Consider the following 13,805-nt stretch of genomic DNA (forward strand, 5'->3'; position numbering starts at 1 on the left):
GTGAACATTTAAAACAGAGAGAGAGGTGAAACTGATGTAACGGATGTGTTAAATGCATTGTGTAGAACGTGCCTTTACGGCAGGATACCGCGCCTTAAGGGAAACGGGCCTTTTATCGATGCGGTAATACGCTGACGCTACCCCGTTCCGGTGGCGCAGGAAAAGATTTCTCTTAAGAGATCGGATAATAACGGAGAAACACATGACAGTAAGTACACCCATGCTGGTGACCTTTTTAATTTATATCCTCGGGATGGTGCTCATCGGTTTTATTGCCTGGCGCTCAACCAAAAACTTTGATGACTACATTCTGGGCGGTCGCAGCCTGGGCAGTGTGGTTACCGCGCTGTCAGCGGGTGCCTCTGACATGAGCGGCTGGCTGCTGATGGGCTTACCCGGTGCCATTTTTCTCTCCGGCATTTCAGAAAGCTGGATCGCCATTGGTCTGATTATTGGTGCCTGGCTTAACTGGAAAATTGTCGCGGGTCGTTTACGCGTCCAGACAGAACATCATGATAACGCCTTAACCTTGCCCGACTTTTTCACCAGCCGCTTTGAAGATCGCAGCAAAATTCTGCGTGTGATTTCTGCGGTCGTCATCCTGATGTTTTTCACCATTTACTGTGCTTCCGGTGTGGTTGCCGGTGCGCGCCTTTTTGAAAGCACCTTTGGAATGGACTACGCCACGGCCTTATGGGCCGGTGCGGCGGCGACCATTCTCTATACGCTGGTGGGCGGATTCCTGGCGGTAAGCTGGACAGATACCGTTCAGGCCAGCCTGATGATCTTCGCCCTGATTCTGACGCCGCTTATCGTCATCATGGCCGTCGGCGGTTTAAGCGATTCGCTGGCAGTCATTCAGGCTAAAAGCACGGAAAACCTGGATATGTTCAAAGGACTGAATGTGGTTGCGGTCCTGTCGCTACTGGGCTGGGGATTAGGTTATTTTGGCCAGCCCCATATTCTGGCCCGCTTTATGGCGGCGGATTCACACCGGTCAATTCGTACCGCGCGCCGTATTGGTATGGCCTGGATGATTTTGTGTCTGGCCGGCGCCGTCGCGGTTGGCTTCTTTGGTATCGCCTATTTCCAGAACAACCCGGGCGAGGCCGCTGGTGTAACTCAAAACGGCGAGCGTGTATTCATTGAGCTGGCACGTATTCTGTTTAACCCCTGGGTTGCCGGGATTCTGCTGTCAGCCATTTTAGCGGCCGTCATGTCGACACTCAGTTGCCAACTGCTGGTGTGCTCCAGCGCCCTGACCGAAGACCTGTATAAAGGCTTTTTGCGCAAAAATGCCAGCCAGAAAGAACTGGTCTGGGTCGGTCGCCTGATGGTGCTGCTGGTCGCGCTGATTGCCATCGCGCTGGCCGCCAACCCTGAAAACCGGGTATTAGGCCTGGTCAGCTATGCGTGGGCGGGCTTTGGTGCGGCGTTCGGGCCGGTTGTGCTGTTCGGCGTGTGCTGGAAACGTATGAACCGCAATGGCGCATTAGCGGGCATGGTTGTCGGTGCGGTGACCGTGGTGGTCTGGAAGCAGTATGGCTGGCTCGGTCTGTACGAAATCATCCCGGGCTTTATCCTGGCCAGTCTCGCCATCGTCGTCTTTAGCCTGGCGAGTCGCGCACCGTCAACCCAGGCGATGGCACGTTTCGATGCCGCTGAGGCCGAGTTCCAGACGAAGTAATCGCCTTCTTTTTTCCACCGCCTGCCCCCGTGAGGGCAGGCTTTTTTTTGCGCGTTATCTGGCACAGACAGTTACGAAATTATTTCGTTGTGGAACTTGTATTTTTTTGAGTGGTAATGATAATCGGTATCGTTCGTTTTTACGTAACTTTACGCGTCGTTGACGCCGGTTAACATTTAAGAGGTTGGCGATGTTCGTTCCGTTTCTCATTATGCTGCGCGAAGGACTTGAAGCCGCGTTGATCGTCAGCCTGATCGCCAGTTATCTGAAGCGCACTCAGCGCACTCAGTGGTTTCCTGCGATGTGGGCAGGCGTCTTTATTGCCGCCGCACTCTGCCTTGGGCTGGGTATCTTTATCAACCAGACCACGGGTGAGTTTCCGCAGAAACAGCAAGAGCTGTTTGAAGGTATCGTGGCGGTAATCGCGGTCGTTATCCTGACCTCGATGGTGTTCTGGATGCGCCGGGTCGCGCGCAATATCAAACGGGAACTTGAACACGCCGTCGACGAGGCATTGCATAAATCGGCCGGCGGCGGCCTGGCGCTGGTGATGATGGTGTTTCTGGCCGTCGCACGCGAAGGGCTGGAATCAGTGTTCTTTCTGCTGGCCGCGTTCACACAGGATGTCGGTTATGCGCCGCCGTTGGGTGCGGTGTTGGGGCTGGCCACGGCGGTGGTGCTGGGCATGCTGATCTACTGGGGCGGCCTGCGGCTCAACATGGCGCACTTTTTCCGCTGGACCAGTATTTTCATTCTGCTGGTGGCAGCAGGCCTGGCGGCAGGGGCTATTCGCGCTTTTCATGAGGCAGGGCTGTGGAACCATTTTCAGCAGGTGGCCTTTGATATGAGCCCGATCTTATCCACGCATTCGCTGTTTGGCACAGTGCTGGAAGGCATGCTTGGCTATCAGGAAGCGCCCAGCGTCAGTGAAGTCGCTGTCTGGCTGCTCTATCTGATCCCCGCTTTATTATTGTTTGTTATGCCTGCACGCGCTGATACCTCAGCAGCTGCGCGCTAACGCGTTTATCCGGCGCGTCAGCCGCGCCTCTGACTGAACAGGGAAAAAATATGATGATGCGTTTTAACCGTAATGCGGTACTGGCTTCTCTGCTGGCGTTTTCTGGCTCTTCACTGGCTGCAGCCATTCCGCAGGTCAGCGTCACTGTGACGGACAAACAGTGTGAGCCCATGTCAGTTACGGTACAGGCCGGTAAAACTCAGTTTCTGATTAAAAATAACAGCCAAAAAGCGCTGGAATGGGAAATTCTCAAAGGCGTGATGGTGGTCGAAGAGCGCGAAAATATTGCGCCGGGCTTTAGCCAGAAACTGACGGCCAACCTGGAAGCCGGGGAATATGACATGACCTGTGGCCTGCTGACGAACCCGAAAGGCAAACTGATCGTGCAGGGCACCGGGAGCAAAAGTGCGCAACAAGGCAAACCCGAACTGATGCAACTGGCGGGCCCCATTAATGCCTATAAAGCCTATGTCACTGAGGAAGTGAGTCAGCTGGTATCCGGCACGCAGGCGTTTACGGATGCGGTGAAAGCCGGTGATGTGGCTAAAGCCAAAGCGTTATTTGCGCCCACCCGTCAGCACTACGAGCGCATTGAGCCGATCGCGGAGCTGTTTTCTGACCTTGATGGTCGTATTGATGCCCGCGAAGATGATTACGAGAAAAAAGCCGACGATCCGAAATTTACCGGCTTCCATCGTCTCGAAAAAGCCCTGTTTGCAGATAACACGACGAAAGACATGGCAGGCTATGCCGACCAGTTAAATCACGATGTGCATGACCTGCAACAACGCGTGAGTGAACTGGCATTTCCTCCGGCGAAAGTGGTGGGCGGAGCCGCCGGGCTGATTGAAGAGGTGGCGGCGACCAAAATCTCTGGCGAAGAGGATCGCTACAGCCGCACGGATCTGTGGGATTTCCGCGCGAATGTGGATGGCGCACAAAAAATTGTCACACTTTTACGTCCGGTACTGCAGCAGGCGAACCCACAGCTTTTAGCAAAAATAGACGCTAACTTCAGTAAAGTGGATGCGATTCTGGATAAATACCGCACGCAGAAAGGTTATGAATCCTATGAAAAACTGACCCAGGCTGACCGCACGGCGCTGAAAGGGCCGATCACCGCTCTGGCGGAAGATCTTTCCCTACTGCGTGGCACACTGGGCCTGAACTAATCATGGACAAGGATCAGGAATTACAGCAGCCTGCGCGGCGGCGTTTATTAAAAGGGCTGGGCATGCTGGGCGGCGCGGCTGCAGTAGGCGCGGGCTGTCCGTTTCATGCCGGGGCTGCTGAGCAGCCCGACAGTTTTGCACCGGGCACGGTTACGCCGAACGCGCGTCAGCAACGACAGCCTTTCTATGGCGTGCATCAGGCGGGCATTATTACCCCACAGCAGGCCGCCATGATGCTGGTGGCGTTTGATGTGCTGACCAGCGACAGGCGTGAGCTGCAGCGGTTGTTTCAACTGCTGACACAGCGCATTGCGTTTTTAACGGCGGGCGGCAAGGCCCCCGCCGTGGTCAACCCACAGCTGCCACCGATGGATTCCGGTATCCTGGGGGCCGAGATTGCCCCCGATAATCTGACCATCACGGTGTCAGTCGGTAACGCGCTGTTTGACGGGCGTTTCGGTCTGGCTGCGCTCAAACCCGCGAAACTGCAGCCGATGACCCGGTTCCCTAATGATTCGCTGGATGCCAGTCAGTGCCATGGCGATCTGCTGTTGCAGATTTGCGCCAATACCCAGGACACGGTGATCCACGCGCTGCGCGATATCATCAAACATACGCCGGATCTGCTGGGCGTACGCTGGCGGCGGGAAGGCTTTATCTCCGATCATGCCGCGCGCAGCGCGGGCAAAGAAACGCCCATTAATCTGCTGGGCTTTAAAGACGGCACGGCAAATCCGGACACGCACAATCACGCCTTGATGGATAAGCTGCTCTGGGTCACCGAGGATCAGCACGAGCCAGCCTGGGCGCGGAATGGCAGCTATCAGGCGGTAAGGTTGATTCGCTTCCACGTGGAAATGTGGGATCGCACACCGTTGGGCGAACAGCAGACCATTTTCGGTCGCGAAAAGCTGAGCGGCGCGCCGCTGGGTATGAAAAATGAACATGACGTTCCCGATTACCGTAACGATCCGGATGGCCAGATAATTGCGCTGGATGCGCATATTCGTCTGGCAAACCCCCGTACGCCCGCCACGGAAAGCAGCCTGATGTTGCGCCGGGGATACAGTTATTCGTCCGGTGTTTCCGCTTCAGGTCAACTGGAGATGGGATTACTCTTCGTCTGCTATCAGCATGATTTGGAATTGGGTTTCCTTACCGTCCAGAACCGCTTAAATGGCGAAGCGCTGGAAGAGTATATACGTCCGTTTGGCGGCGGTTACTTTTTTGTCTTACCCGGCGTGGTGAATGAAAACCATTATTTAGGCCAGTCCTTACTGGAAAGTTGATTAAATTTTAGGCGCGGCATTCTGTGTCTGACAGCGCAGCGTGCCGTGTTTTCATATTGCCGTTTTTTCCCCGTACGGCTTTTTTATCACCCCGTTTAACACGCCTTTTAACGTGACGTAAAATATACTAACCCTCTGTAATAAATACGTAATTTAATTTAAGTAAGGTCTTCGTTAACGGTCGGTTGAATATTTATTTTTCATGAAAGTGAAAATACTGTTGCAAAATACCAATAAGATGGTTCACTTTACTATGAAAGCGTAATCGGGCGTGTTGATGTCTCACACTGGAGTTCGCGCATGGATAGATGTTTTTACAGCCGTTCAGCAGTAAACAATATCGCACTCACCCGTGAGGGACGTTCTTCCTCAACCGCTTTTACATCTCAATGTGTTTTCTCTCTTCAACTTCACTCCTTTTTTACCGGTATACGGTCAGGCTGTTTTGCTGCCGGATATCAATCGTCATGGCCTGTCACGGCTCTAAAGGAAGCCAACTGAAACCTCTAAAGCGTTCACGTAATCGCAACGGGCGTATTGCCTGAAGCGGGAAATGAAACCAACTGTAAGGTGCCACTATGGGAAGACAGAAAGCAGTGATCAAAGCGCGTCGAGAAGCAAGACGAGTGCTTCGTAATGACTCACGCAGTCATCGTCAGCGTGAAGAAGAATCGGTCACTTCGCTGGTGCAAATGGGTGGGCTCGATGCAATTGGCATGGCACGCGATGTGCGTGACCGGGCGCCGATTGAAGCCCGAAATGAAGCTCAGGCGCATTATCTTAACGCCATAGAAACAAAACAGCTTATCTTCGCCACGGGCGAAGCGGGCTGCGGCAAAACCTGGATTAGTGCTGCGAAAGCAGCAGAGGCCCTGATTCATAAGGATATCGACAGGATTATCGTTACGCGCCCGGTGCTACAGGCGGATGAGGATCTGGGATTCCTTCCCGGTGATATCTCAGAGAAATTCGCCCCCTATTTCCGCCCGGTTTACGACATTCTGGTTAAACGTCTTGGCGCATCCTTTATGCAATATTGTCTGCGTCCGGAAATCGGCAAAGTGGAAATTGCGCCTTTTGCCTATATGCGCGGCCGCACCTTTGAAAATGCGGTAGTGATTCTGGACGAAGCGCAGAACGTGACGGCTGCGCAGATGAAAATGTTCCTGACCCGCCTTGGCGAAAATGTCACGGTGATTGTTAACGGCGATATAACCCAGTGCGATTTGCCCGCTGGGGTGCCTTCCGGTCTCGCAGACGCGCTGGCGCGTTTCGAAGAGGACGAGATGGTTGGCATTGTCCGTTTCGGCAAAGAGGATTGTGTGCGTTCCGCGCTGTGTCAGCGCACTCTGCACGCGTACAGCTAGCGTTCGATTGAGTCATGTAGCGACCAAACCCGGCTCCGGCCGGGTTTTTTTGTGTCTCAGACCCGCCGTCTGGCGCGATCATTCACCGCTGCCGATCTGCCAGATAAAGGTCGGATCGCGCCGGTTCACTTCCCTGTCGCCGACATTTCGACTCTTGTAGATCACCGGATTGTGGGACGCGATGGTTCGGGCATTGCGCCAGTGCCTGTCCAGCGCGTTTATCACCCGCGTATCTGACGCGCCCAGCGCATTAAATAACTCGCTGGCCGCGCGGGTAATCCATTCAACGGCGACGACCTGCGCTTTGGCGGCCTCCACTTCGGCCTGCACGTTGGCGGCGTGAATCAGGCTTTCTGCTTGCCCTTGTTGGTGCGCATCAAACGCAAGCTGGAGCGACGGCGTGGCCTGCTGCACGGCGGCATCTGTCGCCCAGACCCAACTGCTTATCTGGCCGACAACCTGCAACACCTGCACATCCTGTTTGACCTGGCGGGCATTGCCGTGGCTGTAAATGCGTTTTCGTTGTGCAACGCTCCGGGACACATCCCGCACAATAGCGCGACCAATGCCGGCCAGGGTCGCGAGTAAGACATGCTGATAAAAAGCCGTCTGATAGCGAAAGCGTTCACTAAAGTCATACACATGCGCAGGCTCCACGTGCGCCTCGCGAAAGCGCGTAGTGCCGCTACCGGTCAGGCGTTGCCCAAATCCATCCCAGTCATCGTCCCGCTCAACGCTGTCCTGATGAGTGCTCACCACCGCAATCACGTCGCGCTGGTTGTCGGTGCGCTTAGCGTACACATCAATCCAGTCGGCATAGAGTGTGCCGGTGCTGTAAAACTTTTCGCCCGTCAGTTGCCAACCGTGCCCGGTAGGGGAAACGGTGGTATTCACGTCTCCCAGCCTGACGCTGCCCGTTTCACTCCAGCCACTGCCGACGATGTCGCCATCAACAAAGCGGCGAAACCAGCGTTGACGGTCTTCGCTGTCAGGTTGATTGAGGCGATCCTCGACAAAGGCCATATGGGCGCGCAGAGCCTGAGGCAGATTGGAATCCGCTTCTGCCAGCTCGGTGAGCAAACGAAAAAGCTGCGGCAGCGAGGCTCCCAGGCCGCCATTAGCCGTTGGGATACGCAGCGTGCCAAAGCCCGCCGCCTTAAGCCAGTTTATCGGCTCATGCAACAGTGTCCGGTCGCGTTCGCGTGCAGCGGCCCCGTCGGCGATGCGGGCAAAAACAGGACGAAAGCGTTCTGCCAGACGGGTGTAATCAGGTTCAGACATGGTGTTCTCCTTGGGCTGACGGGTCATCAATATCGTGGCGCGTCGGTTCAAAGCGCACCACAAGCAGGAAAATGATGGGGATGAGAGCGGCCAGTGACACGATCCAGAACAGGTTGGTGCCATAAGCCGCCTGCAATATCGGCAGAATGAACAGCGCCAGTGCGCTTCCTGCACCAGAGATCGAACGGCTAAATCCGACGCCGGTGGCGCGAATAGATGTGGGATAGGCGAGGGCGGGATAGATCATTAACTGCGCACCGGGTCCGAACCCTTCGGCAAACAGCCACACTCCCAGCAGCAGAATGGCAAAGACCACACCGTAAGTGGCTTCAGGATGCCCGATCAAGGCCAGTGAAATCAGGGTGATAAACTGTAGCGCAAACCCCGCGATGGCCACATGACGAGAGGGAAACTTCCAGGCCAGTCGCATGCCCAGCAGGCCGCCGGTAAAGGCGAACAGCGCATTAAGTCCCAGTGAGGCGGCAATGGTTTCGAACACGCCCGCGCCCAGAAACTGCGCCAGAATCGAGGGCAGGAAAAATGCGATAGCCGTATATTCAAAAGCGATACAGGCGTTCATCACCGCTGCCACGATAGTGCGTTCGCGATATGGCTTCTGGAACAGCACGCGGAAACTGACCGCCGGTGCGACAGGCTCGATGGCAGAGGACTTATCTTCATGTGCCTGGATGCCATAGGACTCGCGCAGAATACGGACGGCACCGCGTAAATCTCCCTGATTAGCCGCCCATAAAGGCGATTCGTTCATAAACTTGCTGCGCCCGGCAATAATCAGCAGGGCTGGCACGGCACCAAACAACAGCGATGCCCGCCACAGCCAGTCAATGTGCTGGGCTGGCAACAGGAAGTAGAGGGCGAAGATGATGAAAAAGCAGACCGACGAGGCGGCATACCACATCGGGCACCAGGCCGCCAGTCGCGCAGCTTTGTTGCCTTTACCCGAAAACTTCGAGAATTCGGCCAGATAGGCCATGGCCACAGGCAAATCCATTCCCACACCAATGCCCATCAAAAAGCGCGCCCCGATCAGTACCCAGACATTCGGAGCCAGACCGGCAGCGAGGGCAGAAACGACGAAAAAAAGCATGTCTGCCATAAACACCGAATAGCGACCGTATTTATCGGTCAGCCAGCCGCCAGCCAGGTTGCCCACAATGGTGCCGATCATAATGGAGGAGGTGACCAGCCCGGTTAAGGTTGGCGTTAAGCTAAACGTCTTAACGACATCATCGATGCCGTAGGACAGCGTCGTGAGGTCATAGGCATCCAGAAAAACGCCGCCCAGCGCCAGAAACACGATCCAGCGCGCATAGCTGTTTTTGTCACTTTGCGTATTGATCAGTCGGGCCACATCGTTGACGGAGCGAACCGGTGTGGAAGGCGGCGAGGGAATCGCCACATCATCATCGATATTGAGAGTGCTCATGTTATCCTCGTTATTGTCTGTACAGGTGCTGCCTTTATAAGCAGTGCATACGCAGTAAACAAACAAGAAAAAGTGATAAGGATTGCTTTAAATTCAATAAGTTAATTTTTATTTTTCAGACATGAAAAAGACCGGAAACGCGGGCACGCTTCCGGTATGGGTTAGGTGAATCAGGCTAACGAAGCCGTCTCGTTATGTTATGAGGCTTCAGCAGGGACGATCAGGCCCGCTGACGAGGGCGTGCGTCGGTAGCTGGCACCAGGATGAGGATGAGTAAGGCGATCGCCCAGCCCAAAAAGCTTCTCCCGTAACGTGCCGGGCTGGTAATCCTGCTTATATACGCCGCGTTTTTGCAGTTCCGGCACCAGCAGGTTCACGACGTCAGCAAAGGTTTCATGGGTAACGGCATAAGCCAGATTAAAACCGTCAACGTCTGTTTCCTCCACCCAGCTCTGTAGTTCATCTGCCACGGTTTCGGTGCTGCCCACCAGCAACGGCCCAAAGCCGCCAATGCCTACCCAGTCGGCCATGTTTTGCACCGTCCATTCACGCTGCGGATCGGCGGTCGAGAAGCTCTCTACAACAGACTGAATCGCATCGGTATGAAGATGTTTAAACACCTGATCGGGTTGATAATGACTAAAGTCAATGCCGGTCCAGCCGGAAATCAGGGCAAGGGCACCTTCGTGGCTGACATAACGTTTGTAATCCTGCCATTTGGCCTGGGCCAGCTTATCGGTCTCGCCCACGATCACGGTTTGCATATTGAAAATGAGAATGCTGCGCGGATCGCGTCCGGCCTCCTCTGCGCGCCGACGAATATCGGCCACGGTTTTCCTGAGCAGCACCTTAGACGGCGCGGCAACAAACACGCACTCGGCATGTTGCGCGGCAAAAGCTTTACCGCGGCTGGAGGCACCCGCCTGATATAACACCGGCGTGCGCTGTGGTGACGGCTCACACAGGTGAATGCCCGGCACCTGGAAAAAGGTGCCCTGATGGTTGATCGGATGGACTTTGTTCGGATCGCTGAAGATATGGCGCTCCCGGTCGCGAATAACGGCGTCGTCTTCCCAGCTGCCTTCCAGCAGTTTATAAACCACCTGCAAATACTCATCTGCATAATCGTACCGGGCATCATGACGGGTTTGCGTGGCCTGGCCCAGATTGCGTGCGCCGCTTTCCAGATAGGAGGTGACGATGTTCCAGCCAATCCGCCCTTTGGTAAGATGGTCCAGCGTCGACATCCTGCGCGCAAACGGATAAGGATGTTCAAACGAAAGCGAGGCGGTCAGACCGAAACCGAGATGCTGAGTGACCATCGCCATTGGGGTGATCAGCGCCAGCGGATCGTTAACTGGCACCTGAGAGGCACTGCGAAGGGCGGCATCATTGTTGCCGTTAAAGACATCATAAATGCCCAGTACATCGGCGATAAACAGGCCGTCAAATTTACCGCGCTCCAGCAGCACGGCTAAGTCTGTCCAGTATTCCAGGTCCTTGTACTGGCAGGAGCGATCGCGCGGATGCGCCCACAGGCCGGGTGACTGATGACCCACGCAATTCATATCAAAGGCATTTAAGCGGATTTCACGTTGTTTAGGCATAGCAGGCTCCTGAGCGGATGCGGCACGCCGGTGCCGCCCACTTTTTAGGGGGATAATAAACAGGTAAGTGATTAGTCAGTCAGTGAAAGGGGACATCGCTCGTTTAGCGTAGCGGTTGTGAGATTCAGCAGTTGACGGGCAACCGCTTCCGCATGCATTGCCACCTGCGGCAGGCCCATCAGTTCACCAAACCGACCGCGGGCCGCGGGACCGACCACATACAGATGGGAATTGCTGTGGCCCTGTGCCGTTCGCGTCTGCGACAGGGCATTGACATCAATGCCAAGCGCTAAAGGATCGGGCCGGATGACGCCATCATCACACAACTGGCGTAGCAGGACATCATGTTGTACCAGTTTCCCGTGCGCCGGGCCGGTGGTCACGATCACCTTATCCACCTCCCGCGTCACGATTTCGCCCGAGCGAGTTTGCAGATGCAGCCGCACCGCAGAATGGCTGGACTCTGCCGCCGTCAGCCGCGCCGCCATCACCTGCAACGATCCGTTTTCCAGCCGCGCGTTCAGCACCTGGCCTGCCTGTGGCGCAATGCGGTAGCGGTGCACATCCCACCACGGCCGCAGATGGCGCAGAAAGCGCCGTTGCTCATTCAGTGGCAGGCTCTGCCAGAGGGTCTGGCCCTGCCGACGAACCTCATCAAAGACGACCTGCCACGGAAGCCCTCTCGCCGCCGCCTGACGCATGTCCTGGCGGATGCGCCGTAACCAGCAGCGCACACCCGCTGGCCTGGCAAGGTGCCCTTCAAGCGACCAACTGAGGTCATGCTGACTGATATTGGGCCGGGTAAGTTGTCCACGGCGCGAGAACACGGTGACAGGGCCGCGGTGCCCCTGGCGATCCAGCGTGGCCACCATATCCGCCATCGTTAAACCGCTGCCCACAATGGCGATGCGCTCCTCCGGACCGACAGAGGCGAGGGCGTTCTCCTGCCAGGGATCGGCGATGATGGCGGGATGGTCAGCCAGTGCGGTTAACGCGCCAGGCAACGACGGCGCGGGATGACTGACGGCCAGGACCACAATGTCGGCGGCAAGGTGTTTGCCGGCGGCGGTGCTGACCGTGCCGTCCCGGAAAGCCACAGCGCGATCCTGCAGATGCGCCAGAACGACAGGCGACTCACGTTGTGCCGCCTCGAACTGTGCATTGACCCAACGGGCAAACTGCCTGCGCTGAGGATAGACATGACCATCGTGCCAGCGCGCGGCGGGATCGCTGACATATGCATCAGAGGCGCGATACCAGCGATCAAAGCTGCCTTCTTCCTCTCCCGCCAGCTGCATGCGTGACGCGGGTACATTAAGGCGGTGAGCCGGATCGGCCGTCGAGTAGGCAACGCCCTGCGCCAGCTGCGACCGGGGTTCGATGAGCGTGACACGCAGTCCGGCCTGGCCCAGACGACCCAGATGCACGGCCAGCGCTGTCCCGCTAAATCCACCGCCCACGATGACAATATGCTGCTCTGACATAAACCGCCTCATTTGTTAACTGGCACTGGCGCTTTTTTCGGGACGACGATCGCCACCGATAGTTTCACCAAAGGGACCTGTATTCACGCTGCGCTGTGCTTTCCCGGCGTGCGTCGACAGCGGCAGCAGTGGCATCAGTAACTCGGCTACCCGGTGCGCTTCTTCCAGATGCGGATAGCCCGACAGAATAAAGTTATCAATCCCCAGCGCCTGGTATTCCCGAATCCGCGCAGCCACCTGCTGAGGGTTGCCGACCAGTGCAGTGCCCGCGCCGCCGCGCACCAGTCCGACGCCTGCCCATAAATTGGGGCCGATGCGTAAGCCTTCGCGTGAACCGCCGTGCAGTGCACTCATGCGCGCCTGGCCCGTCGAATCCATACGGGCAAAGATCTTCTGAGCGGATGCGATGGTTTCATCATCCAGATGAGCTATCAGTTTATCGGCTGCTGCCCAGGCTTCCTCTTCGGTTTCACGCACAATAACGTGCAGTCGAATGCCGTAGGACAACGCCCGGCCACGTTCCTGCGCCCGCTGGCGCACAACGTCCAGTTTGGCGGCAACCTGCTCAACGGGTTCGCCCCAGGTGAGATAAGTATCGACCTGACTGGCGGCCACGTCGACCGCATCGTCCGACGAACCACCAAAGTAGAGCGGTGGACCGTCGGCCTGCACAGGCGGAAACAGAATTTCAGCGCCCTCCACACGAATATGTTCACCGTGGAAGTCCACTTTCTCGCCTTTCAGCAAACGGGAATAGACCTCCAGGAACTCCCGCGTGACCTGATAGCGTTCGGCATGACTCAGGAAAATACCGTCGCCTTTATTTTCCACCGGATCGCCACCCGTCACCACATTGATCAGTAAGCGCCCGTCTGACAGACGGTCCAGCGTTGCCGCCATGCGCGCCGCCAGGCTCGGTGGCTGCAACCCCGGCCTGACCGCCACCAGATAACGCAGCTGTTTAGTGATGGGGGCCAGAGCCGCCGCCACCAGCCAGGAATCTTCACAACTTTTACCCGTGGGGATCAGTACGCCGTAGAAACCCAGATTGTCTGCCGCCAGGGCGACCTGTTGCAGATAGGGCAGATCGACCGCTCTGCCGCCCTGGGTGGTCCCCAGATAACGTCCGTCACCGTGGGTGGGTAAAAACCAGAACAGATTAATGTTTTTCTCAGAGGCTTCAGGCATTAGCAGATTCCTTTATAACGATATTTGAAATTGGCAAATGAAAAGCAATCTTTCAGTTATAAAGCCATTAGCAGAATACGTGCCAACTGCGGCTGGTCATTTTTTCCTTTTAATTTATAGCGTTATGATCTCAGCGTTCAGGTACGCGCTGTTGCACATGCAGCAGGCGTTGAACTTCAGTGCTGCATTTGCAGCAAAAGGGCTCAGCCCGTGTCTCGTTTCCCTTCACGCTTAGCGTTATCGTGAGCGCTCATTCACTTTGCAG

10 protein-coding genes are annotated in these 13,805 nt (G+C 56.0%); 5 read left to right on the forward strand and 5 right to left on the reverse strand.

Annotated elements, in window-relative coordinates; genetic code table 11:
• Positions 1–202 precede the first annotated feature (202 nt).
• From putP to phoH, 5 genes are all read left to right on the forward strand, one after another.
• Positions 203–1,687: a sodium/proline symporter PutP gene (gene putP, locus C1N58_RS06125; RefSeq protein WP_039342584.1), complete on the forward strand. Its 1,485-nt coding sequence runs from the start codon at positions 203–205 to the stop codon at positions 1,685–1,687.
• Positions 1,688–1,877: 190 nt separating this feature from the next.
• Entirely contained in the window at positions 1,878–2,705 is an 828-nt protein-coding gene (efeU, locus tag C1N58_RS06130) for an iron uptake transporter permease EfeU (protein ID WP_033742028.1), read from the forward strand.
• A gap of 50 nt (positions 2,706–2,755) precedes the next feature.
• On the forward strand, positions 2,756–3,877 hold the full coding sequence (efeO, locus tag C1N58_RS06135; protein WP_205950342.1) for an iron uptake system protein EfeO: 1,122 nt from the start codon (positions 2,756–2,758) through the stop codon (positions 3,875–3,877).
• A gap of 2 nt (positions 3,878–3,879) precedes the next feature.
• Complete coding sequence (gene efeB, locus C1N58_RS06140; protein WP_110267410.1) at positions 3,880–5,166, forward strand: iron uptake transporter deferrochelatase/peroxidase subunit; 1,287 nt, start codon at positions 3,880–3,882, stop codon at positions 5,164–5,166.
• A 578-nt stretch (positions 5,167–5,744) separates the two neighbouring features.
• Positions 5,745–6,533, forward strand: a complete 789-nt coding sequence (gene phoH, locus C1N58_RS06145) for a phosphate starvation-inducible protein PhoH (RefSeq protein WP_006120221.1) — start codon at positions 5,745–5,747, stop codon at positions 6,531–6,533.
• 78 nt (positions 6,534–6,611) lie between these two features.
• Here the strand turns inward: phoH and C1N58_RS06150 are convergent, their stop codons facing one another.
• The 5 genes from C1N58_RS06150 to ssuD form a co-directional block, all read right to left on the reverse strand.
• On the reverse strand, positions 6,612–7,814 hold the full coding sequence (locus C1N58_RS06150; protein WP_394564700.1) for an acyl-CoA dehydrogenase family protein: 1,203 nt from the start codon (positions 7,812–7,814) through the stop codon (positions 6,612–6,614).
• Entirely contained in the window at positions 7,807–9,261 is a 1,455-nt protein-coding gene (locus C1N58_RS06155) for an MFS transporter (RefSeq protein ID WP_394550570.1), read from the reverse strand. Before C1N58_RS06155 ends, C1N58_RS06150 begins: the two co-directional genes overlap by 8 nt.
• A gap of 197 nt (positions 9,262–9,458) precedes the next feature.
• Positions 9,459–10,868: an LLM class flavin-dependent oxidoreductase gene (locus C1N58_RS06160; protein WP_394550572.1), complete on the reverse strand. Its 1,410-nt coding sequence runs from the start codon at positions 10,866–10,868 to the stop codon at positions 9,459–9,461.
• 71 nt (positions 10,869–10,939) lie between these two features.
• Entirely contained in the window at positions 10,940–12,352 is a 1,413-nt protein-coding gene (locus C1N58_RS06165; protein WP_394564701.1) for an FAD/NAD(P)-binding protein, read from the reverse strand.
• A gap of 15 nt (positions 12,353–12,367) precedes the next feature.
• Positions 12,368–13,540 carry an FMNH2-dependent alkanesulfonate monooxygenase gene (ssuD, locus tag C1N58_RS06170; RefSeq protein WP_039343204.1) on the reverse strand — a complete coding sequence of 391 codons (1,173 nt, stop codon included), beginning with the start codon at positions 13,538–13,540 and terminating at the stop codon, positions 12,368–12,370.
• Positions 13,541–13,805: the final 265 nt, after the last annotated feature.

This window comes from Pantoea sp. SGAir0180 (assembly GCF_043546245.1).